Below are 18,508 nucleotides of genomic sequence, written 5' to 3'. Positions count from 1 at the left end.
GCAACTCCCCGAGGAGGCAGCACCCATGAGCAGCAACTTCAACTTCAACGGTCCCATCAGCGGCCCCGTCCAGGCGGGTGACCACACCGTCCAGCACAACACCGTCTACAACAGCGGGACTTCGACCGCCGAAGCGCTGCGGCTGGCCACCGACCTCGTCCGCGAACTCGGCCCGTCGGCACCGCCCGAGGCCGAAGCGGTACGCGCCGAACTCGCCCGCGCCGAGGCGAGCAACGAGCCGCCCGACCACGGCCGGATCCGGGCCTGGCTCAACACCGTGAGCCTGGGGGTCGGCACCGGCAGCAGCGCGCTGGTCCTTTCCGAGGGCATCATGCGCGCGCTCGGCGGCTGACCGGACCCGACACAAGCCGACGGGCCACCGGTTCAGGACGAGTGCACCACGGCCTCCGCCCCGCCGCCCAGATCCACCCCGAGCCCCGGCCGCAGCGAGACCGAGCGGCCGGGTTCGACCTCGTGCGCCGTGCCGTCCGTACGGCGGGCGTGCCAGGTCTCCTGGGAGCGGTTGGTCAGCCCGAACTGGCCGGGGCGCTTGGGGTTCTCCGACAGTTCCGCGATGACCGCGCCGGGGGAGTAGTCGTGGCGCTTGGGCTCCGCCTCCAGATGATGGCCGTAGAGCCGGGCGTCCCGGCCGAGCCGAACCGTGCGGACGGTGCGCGGATGCGCGGTGGTGACCACCAGCCAGGCGGGCATGACCAGGGTCTTTCCGCAGCTCCAACAGGAGGGGCCGGTCTGGGAGTCGGGCTCGGTCATGTTCTGCCGGCCGCAGTCGGAGCAGATCACGATGGTGTCGCGGATCTTGCTCAGCGTCTCCCGCCACTGCGACTCGCGCACTCGCCGGGACGGCTCCCTGAGCCCCTCCGTGAAACTGTGCACGAACAGATCCTGCAGGGCGGGAGGCGCGGCGCCCCAGGTGGCCAGCACGGTGGTCTGCTCGTGCGCGTCGGGGCGGTTGGACTGATCGGCGGGATCGAAGACGAACACCGGGTTCGTGCCGTACAGCTTCTTCTCGGCGGCCTCGTCAAGGCAGCGGATCCGCAACTCCGCGACGCCCTTCAGGGGGTGATGGTTCATCAGCAGCATGAAGAGGAGTACGGCCAGGGAGTGCAGGTCCGTCTGAGTGCTTGGTGTCGCGCCGTCGTCGCCGCGCACCAACTCCGGGGCCATGAACTCCATCGTCCCTGCGATGCCCGAGACGGCCCCCTCCACCACCGCGTTGTCGTTGTCGCAGACCAGTACGTCCCCGGTGGCCGGGTCGAAGAAGATGTTGCCCCAGGAGATGTCGCGGTAGGCGACTCCTCTGGAGTGCAGGGCCTTGTACGCCTCCACCATGTGGATCCCGGCGGTCACCAACTCCTGGTAATGGACGCTCACTTGGCGGCGGAAGAGCTCCGGCAGACCCCGGAAGCGGTCCGGGCGCAGGTCCATCAGATAGCCGAAGCCCCCGGCGTTGTCCGATACGACCTGCTGGGGCCAGAGGAACCGCTCGTCGGTGAACCCGCGGCCCACCAGATCCTCCACGATCTGCAGTTGCTGATCGGTGGCGCAGCCGGGGTAGTACCACTTCAGGGCACGCTCCCCGGCGGGGGTGCGCACCCGGTAGACCTCTCCCTGGCCCCCGGAACCCAGGAGACCGACGATCATGACACCCGCGCCGTCCTCGTCGGTGAGCGTGGTGCCAGTGGGGAGCATGCCGTTCGTCATTCTTCCTCCGTACCGGTCCAGGTGCTCGCCGCGGTGCCGCTGGGGCTCGCCGCAGTGGCGCTCGGGCTTGCCGCGGTGCCGCTCGGGCCCGCCGCGGCCCGCCAGGCCGCGGCCACCGTCGTGTCGTCGCCCGAGTACTTCGCCGCCTGGGCCAGCCACTTGGGCAGATCGTCCGCGACCGCCGAGGGGCCCTGCTCCCGCAGCCGTTCATAAGTGCCCCGGACGAAGTCCTGGTAGCCCTGGCGGTCCACGAAGCTCTTGGAGAGCCCGTCCGTCGACAGCAGCACCAGCGCGGGCGAACTGTCCGCGGCGGTGATCGGGGACCAGTGCACCCGCATCAGGTCCCAGGCCTGCCGGCTGCACAACGAGTCCGTCTCGTCGCCCAGTTCCGGCCGGCCCGAATCGAGCGGCAGCCGGATCTTCCCCCGCGGGTCGACCATCGCCAGCTCGCCGTCCCCGAGCTGCCAGCCCACCAGGAGCCCCGGGGTGATGACGGCACCGATGAGCGTCGTCCCGTACGGCACCAGATCCTGTTGCCGCACACCTTCCGGGGCGGGCGGCACAGGGCCCGGCCCGGTGGCGTTGCGGCGGGCGTGCTCCAGGACCTCGTCCTGCCAGCACCGGACCAGCTCGCGGGGCATCCGGTCCCGGGCGTCGGCCTTGAGCCGGGGCAGGGGCAGTGAGCCGAGGGCGCGTTCCGCGAACTCCTTGCCCAGCCGGCCGAAGATCTCCACCGCGTAGCGGGCGCCCACATCGCTGTGGGCATGGGCGGCCGAGCCGTGTCCGTCGGCGACCGCCAGCACCGCGGCGTCCTGGCCGGGGACCAGGTCGGCGTACACGCAGTCCTGGTAGTTCTTCTTGTGCGGGCCCATCACGTGTTCGCAGAGGATCCGCCAGTGGTCACCCGAGGACAGGCCGGTCGCTTCAGCCGCGCCGGGCACGGTCACCACACGTCGTCATCGTCGTCGGCCGTCGTCACGGTGGGCGGGGCGTAGGGCGCGTACCCGCCGCCCAGCGTCTTGTTGTCGGCCGCGGCCGCGACCGGGGTGGAGGCCGCCTTGACGGCCACCGTCGAGGCCCAGCGGATGGCGGCGGCCAGTTGCTTGGGGCTGTTGGCGTCGAACGGCTCCAGCTCCGGGTTGGCGAGGAACTCCTTGAGCATGGCCCGGTCGACGTCCTCGCCGATGCCGATCGAGACCCGCACCGCGCGCTTGCCCCAGGGCGTCGCGTCGACCGCTCTGAGACCGGAGCGCCAGTCGTCGGTGGGCTGCCCGTCCGAGACCAGCGCTAGGACCGGCTTCAGGGCCCGCTCCGGCATGGGCGGCATCTCCAGCTCACGGGCCACCAGCTTCAAGGCCTCGCCGAGATTGGTGATGCCGTCCGGCTGGACGTCCTGCCAGTGGAAGTCGTCCACCGGTGTGGAGGTCGGCTGCTGCCAGCGCGCGCTGGTGGAGAAGGTGAGGGCCCGCACCATCAGCGAGGCCGCCGGATTGTCCTTGGCCACCGCCCGCATCTCGGGCAGGGCCTCCTTGATGGCGAAGTTGAGCGCGCCGATCTTTCCGTTGACCCCCATGGAATACGAGGTGTCCAGTATCCAGAAGAAATGGACCGGACGGCTGGCCATCGCTCCGCCTGGGATATCGCTCACGGTTCGTCCCCCTCAGTCTGATCGGCTGTCCGCCTGATCGGCCATCCGCCCGATGCGCGCTGTCCGCCCGATCGGCTATCCGTTCGTGAGAGCGAGGACCAGGGCGCCCAGGGGGAGCAGCAGGACGGCAGCCACCGACACCGCGAACATCCCGAGAATCACGCGGCGCTGCCGGCACACGTGGGTGGGCACCTGCGTCATCTCCGGCTCCCCCTCCGCAGACTCGCCCATTTCCGGGCTGCCTCATCGAAGATACTCGTGGCTCTGAGCTGCCGTCAGGAGCTTTCGGCAACACCCGGATCCGTCGTCGGCCGTGGCGGAATCCGACCGGAGGCAACCGCCGGGCGCGCCTTCTTGATCCGCAGTCCGGTCCGGCGCAGAAGCCACAGGACCGGCTCCGCCGCATGCCGCCGTTCGGCCGGGTGGGGCTGTGTGCCGACGGCGTCCTGCGCACTCAGCGCGGTGAACCGGCAGGCCCCGAAGTCGTGTTCGAGGCCGCGCACCAGATTCTCCAGCCCCACCGCCCGCAGCCAGCCGTCGACGCCGTCGGTCAGTGTCGGCAGTGAGTCCAGTCGGTGGAGCACGTCCTTCTTGGTCACCACGACCGCCACCGGAGTCTGCCGGCGGCGTCCCGACATGGCGGCCAGTTCACCGGAAAGCCGTTCGTAGGTGTGCATCGGGCTCTCCGCCGAAGGGGAGGCCAGATCGGCCCGCGTCCGTTCGTCGGGAGGCAGCCCGTCGTAGACCGAAGGGTCGGCCAGCGCGTCCACGACCAGCACGAGGGCGTCGGCATGGGCGAGATACTCCTGCTCGCGCAGCCGCTCGTGGGATTCGAGGTTCTCGCCCCGTGGGTCGTACAGGTACAGCAGCCGCTTGCGGTAGCGCTTCCCGACGTACAGCATGACCGCGGTCGGCTGGACGGCCGTCGTCTTGCCGATGCCCCCGCCGGACGCCAGCTGGGCCGCGTCGCGTTCGTACTCGCGGCGGTCCGCGTCCCGGGCGAACCGGACCGAGAACTCCCCGCCGTTCATCCGCGCGAGCAGCCCGGCGACCATCGCCTGCAGCAGCATCGACTTGCCCGAGGACGTGCCGCCGATCAGCGGCACATGAACGAGCCGGGCCGAGCCGAGGCCGTCCGGGAGCGGGAGGGAGCACTCGGGGCACTCGGCGTCGAGCCGGTGCCGCCCGGTGAGGAAGCTGGTACGGAGCACCTGGCCGCATTCGCAGACGCGGCGCAGGACGCCGTAGCGGCCGGGCCGCAGCGAACGGTGCGGATGGCGGCAGCCGGGACACCGGTACACGGGGAGCGCCACCGAGTGATAGCACCCCGGGTGGGGGCACTTCATCCGGATCCGTCCCACGACCAGCCGGCCCGAGTCGATGCCGCGCAGGCACAGGGCGGCCAGGACCAGTGCGGTACAGCCGGCGCCGAGCAGCACCCCGAACACCAGCGTCGTGGCGGCGGCGGTCGCGGCGGCGGCGAGGCTGCCGAGGAGCGCGCCCAGGGCGACGCCGACGCTGAAGAACCGCAGGAAGAGCACCTCCCACGTCTCCCGCCTCCCGTACGGTTTCCGGTACAGGTTCCACATCGAGCGGACCCGGTCCTTCATCCATACGTCCACCACGCGCCGCCAGATGTCGGTCGCGCCCACCGCCGTGGCGCTGACGGCGTCCGTCCACGCCTGCTGTGCCCAATAGGCCCGGTAGGCGGGTTCGGTTCCGCCGGGCGGCCGCACCCGGGCGTCATAGGTTCCGGGCCGCCACGGACCCAGGCTCTTGCCGGTCTCCGCGACGAACCGCGCGTACGCGACGGGAGCGGAACGCAGCAGGTTCCAGACGATGACCGGCGACTGTATGAAGAGCAGGACGACGAGGGCCGACACCCACGGGGAGCCGGAGAAGAGATCGCTCGGCGACATCAGTGTTCCTCCGCTCCCGGTTGCGTCTCCACCGTGCCGGGGCCCGCGTCCCGCCAGCTCTTCGACGGGCGGCCGCCGCCGGCTCCGGATCCGCGCCGGCGCCCCCAGCGGCGGGCCAGGCCAGGCCGATACCAGTCCCGCCACCGGTCGGCCCAGGTGCCACTCACCTCGGCCAGCTCCGACTCGGCCGCCGACAGATGGGGTTCCGGCAGTCTGCGTACGGCCGGTTTCAGGAACTGGTCGAGCAGGCGGAGCCGGACGCGGTCCCAGGCCGGGTTGAAGTCGCCGAAGCTGTTCCACGCGATGAACAGGGCCGCCAGGTGACAGGGGTCGCGCTGCAGCCGGTCAAGGGTCACCGAACTCCGGGCCTCTGCCTCGTAGGTGTCCATCAGGCCCTCGTCGCCGTAGCGCACGAGTTGCTCCAGCTCGTCCTTGAGCAGCATCCCGGCCACGCCCGGGCGGACCCTGGCCTCGGGGGCGGCGCCGCTGAGGATGCGGGCCACGAGACCGCGGGCCAGCCTGCGTTCCAGGCTGTCGTCCAGCGGGCGGGCCCGGTCGCGCAGCGCGATGGCGTACGAGGTGAAGCCGCGCTCGGCCTGGCCGGTGCGGATGTCCTCGGCGTGCAGCAGCAGGTTCAGTCCGTCACGCACACGCGGTTCGGTCAGCCCGATGCCCGGTGGCAGGGCGGACAGCAGTTTCCGGGCCACTTCGGGGGCGTCCGGGTCGGAGGCGTCGGCGGCGAGCGCGGTGCGGGCCAGTTGGTGATCGAGACCACTGGCCGTCAGCAGATCCGGCGGGGTCTGGGCAAGGAGCATCAGCGCGTCGTCCATCGACGGCCGCCGCCCGGGCCAGGTCAGCAGGAAGGCGGTCCGCAGGACGGACGGATCGGCGGCTTCCTGCCACTTGGCCTCCCGGATCAGCCGGTTCATCATCCGCAGTCCGCTGTCGGGATCCCGCGTCCCGCGTCCGGCGGCCGCGACCGCGCGCAGATGGGGATAGTCGGCCAGCTCGGCCGGGTCCAGCGTGGCGTCCAGGCCGGCCAGTACGGGAACCACCGGGATCGGGTCGCCGGACAGGGCCACGTCGTTGAGGCGGTCGAGCAGGGCGCCGCGCACTCCCCGCGACCCGGGCCCGGACACCGCGGCCGCCACTTCGCGGGCGGACGGGCCGGAACCGGGGGAGCCGTCCGCGGCGCGCGCCAGCAGATGGTCGGCCAGCCGCACTCCCGGCGCGGCCGGCGGCGGGTGTCCGACGAGGTCGGTGGCCAGCGTTTCGCCCAGACTCAGCAGGGTGAGGAGCCGCTCGGTCGGCACGTCGGGATCGGCGAGCAGGACGGTGAGCCGGGGACCCAGCTCCCGGGCGAGCTCGACACAGGCATCCGGGGTCAGCGCCGAGCGGAGACTGCCGGGCACCGCGCCCCGGCCGTCGATCACGGCGCGCACCGTGCCGCGCGCCAGGGGTTCGGTGACCTCGGGCGGCCACCGGGCAGCGAGGGCGTCCAGCAGCCCGGGCAGCGCGTCGGATCCGGTGCCGTCGGCGTCCTCGGCGAGCAGGGTCTCCAGGAAACGCTGCCAGAAGACCTCGTCCCGCTGGTCCGCGTGGCTCAGCGCCCACGCGGTGCCGGCGGCCCGGCCGGCCGACTCCAGGGGGATGCCCTCGTACAGCGCGTGGGACGCCAGTACCTCCGTGTCGAAGGGCGCGTCGGCCGCCGCCCGCATCAGGAGGTCGGGCCGGCCTGCCAGCCAGACGCGGGCGGCCACCTCCGCCCAGGGCGCGGTGCGGGGCTCGCTCGAGGTGCCGCCGAGGCAGTGGTGGAAGCGGAACTGGTGGCCCAGGTCGGCAGCGGCGTACCCGAATTCGGCGTCCGCGAGCACCCCCACGATCTGCTGTTCGGCGAGGTAGGGGCGACGGGTGTACGTGGTGAAGGTCAGCGTCGGCGCGTAGGCGGGCGGCAGCGCCGCACAGGCCAGGGCGACCCACAGGGCGACTTCCTCCGCACCCTCCTCGACCATCACCAGGGTGGGCGCCCGCTCGTCCTCGAACAGCCGCCGCACGTCCGACAGGAACGGCGCGAGGCGTTCGGACCGGCGCCGGGCGAAGGCCGTGAGCTGCTGCCGTCCGATCCGGTCGCCCGGGCTCAGCGCCTCCAGCGGCGGCGCACCGTCCACCGGCGTGACGCTCCGCCAGTCCGGCGACTCCCAGGCAGCGATGGGCAGCATCCGGCCGGGCAGCCTGGCGCCCGGCGGGACCAGCAGGGCGTGCGCGTGGAAGTTGCCGTAGCGGCCGCTGTAGTCGGCGCCTGTGTAGCGCGTACGGCTGAGCACTCCGGTGCCGTCGGGCAGCAGGCTGAAGCCGAACGCGACGGGGAAGGCGGGCAGTTCGGCCTCGGTCGGCCTGGCCGGGGCGTCGCGCGGCGGCTCGTAGCCAAGGAGTGGTTCGGCCAGCCGCAGCTGAGCGGGGTCGGTGTCCGGGCTCGTGGCGGTGAAGCGGAAACCGGAGCCGTCGGGGCCGGGTGGGGCGGAGGTGTAGTGCAGTTGACGGAGCGTCATCGGGGCTCACGTCCCTTCCGGGCGGTACGGGCCGTGCGGACGGGAAGCAGGCCGCGCCGGCCGAGCAGCCACAGCAGTGGATCCTCGACGCGCAGCGGCCGGGGCCCCGACTTCGGGGCGTCCGAAGGTGATTCGGCGGGCGGTGGCGAACCGAGCGCGGAGAGGCAGAAGAGTGAGAACTCGGCGAAGTCCCGGTCGAGTTGGCGGTAGAGCACCCCGCCGTCCCACTCGTCGAGGAGGGCCCGCGCGTCCTGGTCCACGGCGACCCGGTCGCTGTCGTCCAGGGCTCCCGCGCGGACGGCCGGACGGCCGAGGGTCGATCCGTGTGGCAGCCAGGCACTCAGGACGTCGCTCTTGGTGATCGCCACCGCCAGCGGTGTGGTGACCTTGCCCTTGCCCTCGCCTCTGCGGCGGCCGCGCAACTGGGCGGCGAGGTCGGCGGCTATCTGCTCCGGGGCGGTCTCCACCGGCGGCAACTGCCCTGCCAGCTCCGGCAGTTGCTCCCGTACGGTCCGCAACTGCAGTGGGTCCACCAGCAGGATGACGCCGTCGGCCGCGGCCAGATAGGCGGTGTAGCGGTCCATGGCCTCGGCACTGGCCAGGTCCTCGCCCGCCGCGTCGAAGAACACCAGGGCGGTGTGCCTGCTGCCGTCGCGCAGACCGCCCACTCCGTGCCGAGGTGTGCTCAGCCGGAAGATCAGCGGGTCGTTGAAGCGCATGGCGGCCGGCTGGGTGGGCCCGGGCAGCAGCAGCCGGTGGTAGAGGTCGTCCTCCATGGCCCGGTACCGCTGCTGTGTCGCGCTGCCCATGCTGGCCAGGGCCGCGTTGAACTCCCGCCCCACCCTGTTGCGCAACTCGTGGGCGAGCACGGTGACGTAGGTGCTCTTTCCCGCACTCTTCGGGCCGATCAGGGCGATGATCCGGCTGCTCTGGTCGCAGTAGTCGCTGGGCAGGTCGTTGTGGCAGTTGCGGCAGACCCGCACCGGGGTGCCCACACCGCACGCGGGGCAGGGCGCGCGCCCGCGCCCGGTGCGCAGGCCGCGCGGCGCGTCGAAGCAGGGACCGCGCTGGGCGGCGGGCCCGCCGGCCGGAGCACCGGTGAACGCCGCCCACCTGCCGTCCGGTTCGGGCGCGCAGGGCGCCGCACCGCGCACACCGGTACGCGCCATCAGGCAGCGGTAGGCCAGCCGGGAGGCGCGGTCGGAGGTGAAGCAGTAGGGGCAGACGATGGTCGTCATGTCAGCGCACCACCAGAGTGTCGGACGGCGGATGGTCCAGTTGCGCGTCGGGAGCGCCGGCTCCGAGCAGGAAGCCGCGCAGCAGATAGGGCTTGGTCCGGCCGCGCAGGTCGATCTCGGTGCGCACCGGCTCCCCGGCGGCCAACCGGTCCCCGGTCAGGCGCAGTTCCTCGATGCCGTGCCGCGGATGCAGCGGGGCGATGCTCTCCCGGCCGACCAGCAGGAAGTCCGGGCAGTCGGTCGTGCCGGGTGAGGCGCCGGGGAGTTCGGCCCGCACCTCGACCATGCGCCGCGCGCCTGCCCGCCAGCCCGGTTTGACCAGCCGGTAGGAGAGCCGTATCCGGGACGGCACCCGTATGTGTCCCTCCCCGGAGATCACGAACTCCGCGTCGCCGGAGGGCAGCGGGGCCACGGCCACGTCGAGGGCCTCGCCGCCCGCCGTCAGGCTCAGCCCCTCCCGCAGATAGGCGCTGCGGGTCACCCGCCGCTCCCGGGCCACACCGCTCTGTCGCCATCCGACGAGTACCACGGGGGCCGGATCGGGCCACTCGAAACCGAGCCGCACCGTGTCGCCGGGGCCGCGCTCGGCGGTCATTCCACGGACCGGGGTCTGGGCCTCGACCAGCACACTGGGGCCCGCGACGGCGTGGCGGCCGAGCACCGTCACCGCGGTGATCCGCACCGAGGTGCCCGCCGCCGGCTCGAGCAGGGGAGAGGACAGGGGCGGCTTGGGCAGCTTCGTGGTGAAGCCGTCCGGCAGTTCGGCGCCGGGCTCGGGCGGCGGCCCGCTCCACGCCACCAGCAGGACCTCGCCCCGGGCCGGCGGAATCCAGCTGAGCCGTACCGGACCGGTCGCCGTGTGCTGCTCGCCGGTCAGCGACTCGACCGGCCGGGGCCACTCCTCGACCTCCACGCGGGCGGTCACGCCCAGGGAGCGGACGGTCCGCCGGTCGGGCCCCGCGTACTCGCAGTGGATCTCGTAGGAATACGTTCCGGGCTCCAACGGCCCGTCCTCGAAGCTGTCCTGACGGCATGTCACTTCGGTTTCGCCGCCGCCGTGTTCGCGCAGCGCGCGGATCGCCACCGCCGCGGCGGGTGCCCGCCAGGTGGCGCTGACGCCGTGCCGTCCGGTGGTCAGCGTGAGTTCACGCACCTCGGGGGCGACCAGCAGGGGGTCGCTGATCCGGGGCCGCCCGGCGATCCGTCCGTCCCGCAGCGGGAGGATCGCGTAGCGCACCCTGCTGCCGGGTACGGCGGCCGTGTCGGTCACCTGGGTCGCCGTGCCCGGCACGCCGACCTCGGTGTGCCGGTGCGGCTTGCCCGGTGGGTGGCGCAGGACCCGGTAGAGGATGGTCCCGGCTTGGTCGGTGGCGGCGTTCCAGGTGACCGTCACGCCGTCGTGCCCGGCCTCCGCGCGGACCGGAAGGAGACCCGGGGCCACGGGTGCCCCGGCCTCCGCGGCCCGCAACAGACCGGTGAGCGCCCTCGGTTCGTCGACGGCGTACCGGGCCGTGACCAGATAGCCGGTGGCCGCCTGCCGGTATTCGCCCTTCCGGTGCAGCGTGTCCGCCCGGGCCAGTGCCTCGTCGGTGCCGGCGCGCAGTTCGGCCACGGACGCCAGCAGCCCGCGCAGCTCCGGGTCGGCCATGACCCCGGCCAGCCGGGCCGCGTACCGTTCCGCCCGGCACAACTGCCGACCGGTCAGGGCCTCGTGGATACTCCCGGCCGCCTCCCCGTCGAGCCGCCCGGCCGGCTTCAGGCACGCGGACACGGAGGCGACCAGCTCCGCCGCCTCGTCCTTGTCCACGCCCAGCTCCACGGCGGCCGGGACACTGATTCCGTCGGGGTGGTCCTGGAGCAGCAGCACCAGTTCGTGGACGACGACACGGCGCAGGCCCATCGGGTCGGCGCCCAGGATTTCCGCCGCCCGGTCGAGGAGGGCCGGCGCCTTCGCCCGGTGCGGCCCGCCCTCGCGCCGCCAGTGCTCCCGCTGCGCTTCGACGTAGGCCTCGTCGACGCGCAGCCACGTCATGCCGCGCCCCCGGAACCAGAGTCCGTCGAGCACCTTGAACTCGGGGCGTACGCCCCAGGCGCCGAGCAGTTCGGCGGTGTGCCGGAAGCCGAGGGAGCGCAGCGCCGAGGACCAGGCCGCGTGACCGGTCATCCCAGGAGTCAACGGCAGTTCGAGAGGCGCCCACGCGCTCCCCGGCCGCTTCCCCCGCCCCCCGTGATACGGCACCCCGCGACCCCCCGCCGCATGTCGCCCACCCCTGACCGGTCTTGGGCATCGGCAGGTCCGGGACAGGCTGGAGAGACCATTGCAGCAGATTCGACAGGTGTCCGCCGTGCCTTTGACAGGTCGGACCCGGGCCGCGGAACGCGATGCCGCGGCACGTGCCGACACCGCTCGCAAAGCCGTGCCGCAGGGGCCTCTCGGGAAGCGGCAGTCGCCGAGCATCTCCCGTACCGCCGACTTTCACATCAGCGACACCCGACCCTTTCCTGACGTTTGGTGTGCCTGCAAAACTCCCTTCGCGCAGGTTCCATCATCATCGGGCGATACGCGCCCCGTCAGGACAGAGGTCACCCACCCATGCCTCAAGTGAATCGGCGCCGCTTCCTCCAGCTCGCCGGCGGCACCGCGGCGTTCACCGCGCTGTCCAACAGCATCGAGCGTGCGGCGGCGCTGCCCGCGCACCACGGTTCCGGCACGATCGACGATGTCGAGCACATCGTCGTCCTGATGCAGGAGAACCGTTCTTTCGACCACTACTTCGGCTCGCTCAGGGGCGTCCGCGGCTTCGGCGACCCGGTTCCGGCCACGACGTCGGGCGACAAGTCGGTCTGGTACCAGTCGGACGGCACCAAGGACGTGCTCCCGTTCCGGCCCGACGCCGACGACCTGGGCATGCAGTTCATCCAGGACCTCCCGCACGGCTGGAGCGACGGGCACGCCGCCTTCAACAAGGGCAAGTACGACAAGTGGGTGCCCAACAAGTCGTCGACGACGATGGCGTACCTGACGCGTGAGGACATCCCGTTCCACTACGCGCTCGCCGACACGTTCACCATCTGCGACGCCTACCACTGCTCGTTCATCGGCTCCACCGACCCGAACCGCTACTACATGTGGACGGGTTACACCGGCAACGACGGCACCGGCGGCGGCCCGGTCCTCGGCAACGACGAGGTCGGCTACGACTGGACGACGTACCCCGAGCGCCTCGAAGCGGCCGGCGTCTCCTGGAAGATCTACCAGGACGTCGGCGACGGCCTGGACGCGAACGGTTCCTGGGGCTGGATCCCCGACGCCTACCGGGGCAACTACGGCGACAACTCGCTGCTGTACTTCAACAAGTACCGCAATGCCGAGCCTGGCGACCCGCTCTACGACAAGGCCCGCACCGGCACGGACGCCCGCAAGGGCGAGGGCTTCTTCGACCAGCTGAAGGCCGACGTCAAGGGCAAGAAGCTGCCGAAGATCTCCTGGATCGTCGCACCCGAGGCGTTCACCGAGCACCCCAACTGGCCCGCGAACTACGGCGCTTGGTACATCGCCCAGGTGCTCGACGCGCTCACCTCCGACCCCGAGGTCTGGAGCAAGACGGCGCTGTTCATCACGTACGACGAGAACGACGGCTTCTTCGACCACCTCGTGCCGCCGTTCCCGCCGCAGTCGGCCGCGCAGGGCAAGTCCACGGTCGACGTCGGCCCGGACCTCTACGCGGGCGACGCGAGCCGCACGGCGGGCCCGTACGGGATGGGCCAGCGGGTGCCGATGCTCGTCGTCTCGCCCTGGAGCAAGGGCGGTTACGTCTGCTCCGAGACGCTCGACCACACCTCCATCATCCAGTTCATGGAGCGCCGCTTCGGCGTGCACGAGCCCAACATCTCGCCCTGGCGGCGCGTGGTCTCCGGTGACCTCAGCTCGGCCTTCGACTTCGCCCGCAAGGACACCAGGCCGGTCGCGCTGCCGGACACCGACGGCTACCAGCCGCCGGACGGCGACCGTCACCCCGACTACGTGCCGACCCCGCCCGCGAACCCCGCCCTGCCCAAGCAGGAGCGCGGCTCGCGCCCGGCCCGCCCGCTCAAGTACGCGCCCCTGGTGGACGGTTCGGCGGATGCGGCGGCCGGAAAGTTCACGCTCACCTTCGGCTCCGGCGCCAAGGCCGGCGCCGCCTTCCTCGTCACGTCCGGCAACCGCACCGACGGCCCCTGGACCTACACCACCGAGGCGGGCAGGAAGGTTTCGGACACCTGGAACTCGGCGTACTCGAACGGCGCGTACGACCTGACCGTGCACGGCCCGAACGGCTTCCTGCGCACGTTCAAGGGTTCCGGCAGGAAGGCCGGACCCGAGGTCACCGCGCGGCACACGGGCGGCAACGTCGAGCTGACCCTCACCAACAAGGGCTCCGGCACGGTCGACCTGAAGGTGAGCAGCGGCTACGGCGGCCCGTCGAAGTCGTTCAAGGTACGGGCGGGCGCGACCGTGGAGCACACCTTCGACCTGCGGGCGAGCAAGCGCTGGTACGACCTGACCGTCGTGTCGGCCACGGACGCGAGCTTCCTGCGCCGGTTCGCCGGACACGTGGAGAACGGCCGCCCGGGCGTGAGCGACCCGGCGATCGTGACCGCCTGACGGAGCACAGGATGCCTAACCAACTGCTGGTTGATTTCAAGACATCTCGCGGTAGTGTGCCCCGGTGACCACGCATTCGAACACACCTGCAGGCTGGTACCCGGATCCGAACGGGGCGCCCCAGACACAGCGCTACTGGGACGGCTCGCAATGGACCGAGCACACGAATGCGGACCAGCAGGCCCAGTCCGCGCAGCAGATTCCGCAGCAGCCCCAGCCGGCGTACGCCCCGACGCAGCCCGCCGCGGGTCCCGACCCGCGCGTGCAGCGTCAGGTGCACCAGCAGGCCGGGGTCGCGGCGAACGGCGCGGGCGGCGGCACCCTGTTCACCGAGCCGGTCCTGGTGGTCAACCAGAAGGCCAAGCTCATCGAGCTGACCAACGAGTACAAGGTCATGGACCAGCAGGGCAACCAGCTCGGTTCGGTCGTCCAGGTCGGACAGAGCGCGCTGAAGAAGATCCTCCGCTTCGTCGCCAGCATCGACCAGTTCATGACCCACAAGCTGGAGATCCGTGACGCGTACGGCCAGCCGCAACTGCTGCTGACGCGCCCCGCGAAGTTCATGAAGTCGCGGGTGCTCGTGGCGCGTCCGGACGGTTCACCCGTCGGCGAGATCGTCCAGCAGAACATGATCGGGAAGATCAACTTCGCGATCAACGCGAACGGTCAGCAGGTCGGCGCGATCAAGGCGGAGAACTGGCGCGCCTGGAACTTCGCGATCGTCGACCAGTCGGACAACGAGGTCGCCCGGATCACCAAGACCTGGGAAGGCCTGGCCAAGACGATGTTCACCACCGCGGACAACTACGTCCTGCAGATCCACTACCAGCTCCCCGAACCCCTGTTGAGCCTGGTCGTGGCAACGGCACTGACCGTCGACACGGCCCTCAAGCAGGACTCCCGCGGGCTGGGCTGACACGACACCACAAAGGAAAGGGCGGCCGCGAATATATCCGCGGCCGCCCTTTCCCGTGGCGGTTCTAGTGGGCCGTCAAATGCCCAGGGTTCGGTTGCTGCGGCAGCAACGAGGGTTCGTACGCCGCCGACTCGGGTTCCAGGGCCAGCACCGCGGCGACCGGGTGGTCGTCGACAGCCAGGACTCGGACCGGTAGATCGTCGGCCATGGACGCGAGGACGAGCTCGGGCGCCGACCGCGACAGCGTCACCACGCCCCACGCCGCGACCCCGGCTCCCATGAGAGCCAGCAGTACGCCCGCCGCGCCGCCCTGAAGGCGTTCGCCGAGCAGGGACAGGCCGATCACCGCGGCGGCCAGCGGATTGGCGAGTGTCACGACGGCCAGGGGCGCGCCGAGGCCGCCCCGGTACGCGGTCTGCGACAGGAGCAGTCCGCCCGCCGCGAAGGCCGCCACCAGCACGGCCACCACGATCACCTGGACACTGAGCAGCGACTCCGAGCGGTCCGTCGCGGCCACCGTCACCGTCTGGGTGAGCGCCGAGGCGACACCGGAGGCGAAGCCCGAGGCAGTCGCGTGCCGCAGCCCGGGCCGCGCGCCCCGTCGCGCGAGAGCGCCGATCAGTACGGCCGTCGTGCCGGCGACGGCCAGCGCCTGCGGCACGCTCAGCACGTCGTCGGGCGCGGGCCCGGACGCCGTGACGAGCAGCGCCGCAAGGCCGATCAGGGTGAGCGCGGTGCCGCGCCACTCGACCGGGCTGACCCGCCGCCCGGCGACCCGCGCACCCAACGGCACCGCGGCCACCAGGGTGAGCGCACCGAGCGGCTGCACCAGCGTCAGAGTGCCGTACTTGAGCGCGGCCACATGCAGCAGCGCCGCGGACGCGTTCAGCGCGACCGACCACCACCAGGCCCCGCTGCCCAGCAGGCGCAGCATGCCCGAGTCGGAACTGCGGGAGGCGAGCCGCTCCTGCGCCACGGCCGCGGCGGCGTACGCGACGGCCGAGAACAGCGACAGGACGATGGCGGCGCCGGTGGCGTTCATCGGCCGGCTCCCACAAGCTCCGGTATGTCCCGTACGGAGTCGTCGGCACGTTCCTGAACGCGCCCCGCCGTTGTCGTCGTCCGGTGCGGCAGGTGGATCACCGCGAGGGCGATCCCGAGCAGCGCGGCCGCCACGATCGCGTCGAGCCAGTAGTGGTTGGCCGTACCGACTATCACCGCCAGGGTGACCAGCGGATGCAGCAGCCACAGCCAGCGCCACCGGGACCGGGTCGCGGCGATCAGGCCGATCGCGACCATCAGGGCCCAGCCGAAGTGCAGCGACGGCATCGCCGCGAACTGGTTCGCCACCGCGTCGGTCGCGGGATGCGCCCCGTACACCGTGGGCCCGTACGCCTGCCCCGTATCCACGAGACCCGCGGCCTTCAGCAGGCGCGGCGGCGCGAGCGGGAAGAAGAGGTGCCCGACAAGGGCGGCGCCGGTGACCGCCGCGAGGACGCGGCGCGCCCACACGTAGTGGGCCGGGCGCTTCAGGTACAGCCAGACCAGGAAGGCCACCGTGGCCGGGAAGTGGACGGTCGCGTAGTAGGTGTTCGCGATGTGCACGAGGGTGTCGCTGTGCAGCAGCGCGTTCTGCACGGCGCCTTCGCCGGGCAGGTGGAGGGACCGCTCCCAGTCCCACACGCGGTCCGCGTTGCGGAAGGCCTCGGCGGTGTGGCCGGTGGCCAGCTGCCGGCCGACCTTGTAGACGAGGAAGAGTCCCACGACGAGCAGGAGCTCGCGCAGGAGCGGCGGGCGTGCGGCGGTGTCTTCCGGCGACGCCCGGCGGCGTACGGCCGTGTCGGGCTCCGGTTCTGTCTCGGACTCTGCAGGCTCGGTACGGGAATCCATCCCCCGGCCCCCTTGCTGACGGTCTTGCGCGGGGTGGTGCGTGGTGAGCCCAGGACAAGGTCCACTCCCCGCAGGTCCACTCGACACGGGAGTAGGTCCTGTCCAAGGCTCATCGATACGCCAGTGTACCGATACGCCGCCGTATCGGTACACTGGCGTATCGATTAGACTGTGTGAAGAGCACCACCGGAACGAACCCAGTCGCCCCGAACCGAGCGAGGAGAAGAGCATGACGTCGCAGGCCGCGGACGGACCGGAGACGGTCGTCGCCTCGCGCCGCTCCAAAATCACGCCCGAGCGTGAGCAGGAGTTCTACGACGCCGTGATCGACCAGCTGCGCGAGTGCGGCTACGACGCGTTCACCATGGAGGGCGTGGCGGCCAGCACCCGGTGCAGCAAGTCCACGCTCTACCGGCAGTGGAAGACGAAGCCCCAGTTCGTGGCCGCGGCGCTGCGCGCCAACCGCTGTCCGCGGTTCATGGGTATCGACACCGGCTCACTCGCGGGGGACCTGCGCGAAGCGGCGCGCGCCGCGGGCGAGTGGTCGGGCCAGGACACCCAGCTGCTCCAGGCCCTCGGCCATACCGTGATGGCGGACGAGGAGCTCCAGCGGGCGCTGCGCGAAGCGCTGGTCGAGCCCGAGGTCGCCTCGCTCAAGGAGATGATCGACCGGGCGGTCGACCGGGGTGAGATCGCCGCCGATCACCCGGCGCTCGGGTTCATTCCGGCGCAGATCATCGGCGTCATGCGGGTCCGCCCCGTCCTGGAGGGCGAGTACGCGGATGCGGCGTATCTCACACAATTCGTGGAGGCGGTCGTGATTCCGGCCCTCGGCCTCACCTGAGACCCAGGCCGCCGTCCGCGGGATGACCGGACGTCGGCCTGCTCGCGCCGCACCGTGGGGACGGGGGCGGCGCGCACCCCCCGGCCGGGTGGGGTTCCTCTTGAGCGGAGAGGCGCCTCACCCGGCCGAACTGTTTCCTGCTACACGCCCTGGCCGCTGCCGGACGCAACCTTGATGCCCTTCGTGATCGTGTCGATCACGTCCTGCTTCTCGCTGACGTCGACGCCGAAGCGGATCACGACGAGCTGCTCGGAGCTGAGGGGGGAGGGGAAGGCGAGCGACTCGACATAGCCGTCCTCGCCCTTGCTGGTGACCGCCTTCCAGCGGACCAGGTAGCCCTTCTGTCCGGCCACGGTGACCGCCTTGGAGGCGAGTACCTCGTGCGAGGTGATCTCGCCGTAGGACTTTCCGCCGTAGGACTCCTCCGCGTTCTTGGAGATGTCCTCCTTGGCCGCCGCCTCAGCGGTGGTCGCCTTCAGCTCCAGGGCCAGCGCGGGGGCCGAGTACAACCCGCCGGCGGTGCAGGTCGCCGTGGTGTCGCCGGGGCACTTGTAGGAGTCGTCCGAGGTCACCTGGGCGCCCACCGAGATGCTCGAGCCGGTCCAGCCGTCGGGCACGGGGATGCTGATGCCGTTGACCGCGTCGGTGGCGAAACCGTCCTCGGTCTGCGGCTGCCCGGACTGACCCGGCGCCGGGGTCTGGCCGCCGGAGCCGCCCGAGCCGCCGCCGGGACCACCGGGAGCGCCGCTGGGAGCACCCGAAGGACCGCCCGTACCGCCCTGGAGCCCGCCGGGACCCTGGGAGTTGGCGGTGGTGTCGCTGGAGCCGTCGTCCTTGGTCAGCGCGTACACACCACCTCCGATGCCCGCCAGGACCGCGATCGCCGCGGCGACCGCTATGCCCGTACGCAGCCCCCGCCGCGGTGGACCCGGCGGAAAGGCCGGATACGGTCCGGCGCCCGGTGGGTGCACCGGGGGACCCCATGCGGCGGCCGAACCGACGGGGCGGGTCTGGTCCGTCCATGTCTTGCCGTCCCACCAGCGCTCGGCGGCGGGACTGTCATCTGTCTGCCCGGGGTCGGGATACCAGCCGGGAGGAGTCACCTGCGTCATGGGGCCCACCGTATGAGGCGTGGGT

General features: G+C 71.7%; 15 protein-coding genes. 4 read left to right on the top strand and 11 right to left on the bottom strand.

All coding sequences use genetic code 11. From position 1 onward, the window contains the following. The first annotated feature begins 25 nt into the window (after positions 1–25). Positions 26–352, top strand: coding sequence for a hypothetical protein (locus tag OG266_RS06860; RefSeq protein ID WP_266473005.1), 327 nt, complete (start codon positions 26–28; stop codon positions 350–352). Between the two features lie 32 nt (positions 353–384). Here OG266_RS06860 and OG266_RS06855 read toward each other — a convergent pair whose 3' ends face one another. From OG266_RS06855 to OG266_RS06820, 8 genes are all read right to left on the bottom strand, one after another. Beyond that, positions 385–1,722, bottom strand: coding sequence for a protein kinase (locus OG266_RS06855; protein ID WP_266473004.1), 1,338 nt, complete (start codon positions 1,720–1,722; stop codon positions 385–387). Beyond that, the gene (locus OG266_RS06850) at positions 1,719–2,672 is read right to left on the bottom strand and encodes a PP2C family serine/threonine-protein phosphatase (protein WP_371543806.1); all 954 of its coding nucleotides are present in this window, start codon (positions 2,670–2,672) and stop codon (positions 1,719–1,721) included. Before OG266_RS06850 ends, OG266_RS06855 begins: the two co-directional genes overlap by 4 nt. Next, the gene (locus OG266_RS06845) at positions 2,666–3,346 is read right to left on the bottom strand and encodes a VWA domain-containing protein (protein WP_266474964.1); all 681 of its coding nucleotides are present in this window, start codon (positions 3,344–3,346) and stop codon (positions 2,666–2,668) included. The genes OG266_RS06850 and OG266_RS06845 overlap by 7 nt, the downstream gene beginning before the upstream one ends. A 99-nt stretch (positions 3,347–3,445) precedes the next feature. Next, a complete protein-coding gene (locus tag OG266_RS06840) occupies positions 3,446–3,571 on the bottom strand; it encodes a hypothetical protein (RefSeq protein ID WP_326719421.1) in 126 nt (41 codons plus the stop codon). 74 nt (positions 3,572–3,645) lie between these two features. After that, complete coding sequence (locus OG266_RS06835) at positions 3,646–5,289, bottom strand: hypothetical protein (RefSeq protein ID WP_371543804.1); 1,644 nt, start codon at positions 5,287–5,289, stop codon at positions 3,646–3,648. Continuing rightward, the gene (locus OG266_RS06830; protein WP_371543802.1) at positions 5,289–7,838 is read right to left on the bottom strand and encodes a GTPase-associated protein 1-related protein; all 2,550 of its coding nucleotides are present in this window, start codon (positions 7,836–7,838) and stop codon (positions 5,289–5,291) included. The genes OG266_RS06835 and OG266_RS06830 overlap by 1 nt, the downstream gene beginning before the upstream one ends. Further along, a complete protein-coding gene (locus OG266_RS06825) occupies positions 7,835–9,076 on the bottom strand; it encodes a hypothetical protein (protein ID WP_371543801.1) in 1,242 nt (413 codons plus the stop codon). The genes OG266_RS06830 and OG266_RS06825 overlap by 4 nt, the downstream gene beginning before the upstream one ends. 1 nt (position 9,077) lies before the next feature. Then, a complete protein-coding gene (locus OG266_RS06820) occupies positions 9,078–11,240 on the bottom strand; it encodes a hypothetical protein (protein ID WP_371543800.1) in 2,163 nt (720 codons plus the stop codon). A 429-nt stretch (positions 11,241–11,669) separates the two neighbouring features. On the opposite strand from OG266_RS06820, the gene OG266_RS06815 reads away from it, so the two are divergent. Continuing rightward, complete coding sequence (locus tag OG266_RS06815) at positions 11,670–13,721, top strand: phosphocholine-specific phospholipase C (RefSeq protein ID WP_371543798.1); 2,052 nt, start codon at positions 11,670–11,672, stop codon at positions 13,719–13,721. 64 nt (positions 13,722–13,785) lie between these two features. Beyond that, positions 13,786–14,637, top strand: coding sequence for a phospholipid scramblase-related protein (locus OG266_RS06810; RefSeq protein ID WP_266472993.1), 852 nt, complete (start codon positions 13,786–13,788; stop codon positions 14,635–14,637). Positions 14,638–14,701: 64 nt separating this feature from the next. Here the strand turns inward: OG266_RS06810 and OG266_RS06805 are convergent, their stop codons facing one another. Continuing rightward, on the bottom strand, positions 14,702–15,679 hold the full coding sequence (locus tag OG266_RS06805) for a DMT family transporter (RefSeq protein WP_371543797.1): 978 nt from the start codon (positions 15,677–15,679) through the stop codon (positions 14,702–14,704). Continuing rightward, the gene (locus tag OG266_RS06800; protein ID WP_371543795.1) at positions 15,676–16,527 is read right to left on the bottom strand and encodes a phosphatase PAP2 family protein; all 852 of its coding nucleotides are present in this window, start codon (positions 16,525–16,527) and stop codon (positions 15,676–15,678) included. Before OG266_RS06800 ends, OG266_RS06805 begins: the two co-directional genes overlap by 4 nt. A 229-nt stretch (positions 16,528–16,756) precedes the next feature. Here OG266_RS06800 and OG266_RS06795 point away from each other — a divergent pair, with 229 nt between their 5' ends. Further along, a complete protein-coding gene (locus tag OG266_RS06795) occupies positions 16,757–17,371 on the top strand; it encodes a TetR/AcrR family transcriptional regulator (RefSeq protein WP_266472990.1) in 615 nt (204 codons plus the stop codon). A 140-nt stretch (positions 17,372–17,511) separates the two neighbouring features. Here the strand turns inward: OG266_RS06795 and OG266_RS06790 are convergent, their stop codons facing one another. Next, positions 17,512–18,483, bottom strand: a complete 972-nt coding sequence (locus tag OG266_RS06790) for a DUF2510 domain-containing protein (RefSeq protein WP_371543793.1) — start codon at positions 18,481–18,483, stop codon at positions 17,512–17,514. Between the last annotated feature and the right edge of the window lie 25 nt (positions 18,484–18,508).

The organism is Streptomyces sp. NBC_00554, from assembly GCF_041431135.1.
Classification (GTDB): domain Bacteria; phylum Actinomycetota; class Actinomycetes; order Streptomycetales; family Streptomycetaceae; genus Streptomyces.
Note: the sequence above shows the minus strand (reverse complement) of the source record. Positions and strands in the feature narration are given on the sequence as shown.

Bases quoted from the DNA above. Each gene is read 5' to 3' on its own strand.
- OG266_RS06860 (WP_266473005.1), top strand. From the start codon at position 26: ATGAGCAGCAACTTCAACTTCAACGGTCCCATCAGCGGCCCCGTCCAG.
- OG266_RS06855 (WP_266473004.1), bottom strand. From the start codon at position 1,722: ATGACGAACGGCATGCTCCCCACTGGCACCACGCTCACCGACGAGGAC.
- OG266_RS06845 (WP_266474964.1), bottom strand. From the start codon at position 3,346: ATGGCCAGCCGTCCGGTCCATTTCTTCTGGATACTGGACACCTCGTAT.
- OG266_RS06840 (WP_326719421.1), bottom strand. From the start codon at position 3,571: ATGACGCAGGTGCCCACCCACGTGTGCCGGCAGCGCCGCGTGATTCTC.
- OG266_RS06835 (WP_371543804.1), bottom strand. From the start codon at position 5,289: ATGTCGCCGAGCGATCTCTTCTCCGGCTCCCCGTGGGTGTCGGCCCTC.
- OG266_RS06830 (WP_371543802.1), bottom strand. From the start codon at position 7,838: ATGACGCTCCGTCAACTGCACTACACCTCCGCCCCACCCGGCCCCGAC.
- OG266_RS06825 (WP_371543801.1), bottom strand. From the start codon at position 9,076: ATGACGACCATCGTCTGCCCCTACTGCTTCACCTCCGACCGCGCCTCC.
- OG266_RS06820 (WP_371543800.1), bottom strand. From the start codon at position 11,240: ATGACCGGTCACGCGGCCTGGTCCTCGGCGCTGCGCTCCCTCGGCTTC.
- OG266_RS06815 (WP_371543798.1), top strand. From the start codon at position 11,670: ATGCCTCAAGTGAATCGGCGCCGCTTCCTCCAGCTCGCCGGCGGCACC.
- OG266_RS06805 (WP_371543797.1), bottom strand. From the start codon at position 15,679: ATGAACGCCACCGGCGCCGCCATCGTCCTGTCGCTGTTCTCGGCCGTC.
- OG266_RS06800 (WP_371543795.1), bottom strand. From the start codon at position 16,527: ATGGATTCCCGTACCGAGCCTGCAGAGTCCGAGACAGAACCGGAGCCC.
- OG266_RS06795 (WP_266472990.1), top strand. From the start codon at position 16,757: ATGACGTCGCAGGCCGCGGACGGACCGGAGACGGTCGTCGCCTCGCGC.
- OG266_RS06790 (WP_371543793.1), bottom strand. From the start codon at position 18,483: ATGACGCAGGTGACTCCTCCCGGCTGGTATCCCGACCCCGGGCAGACA.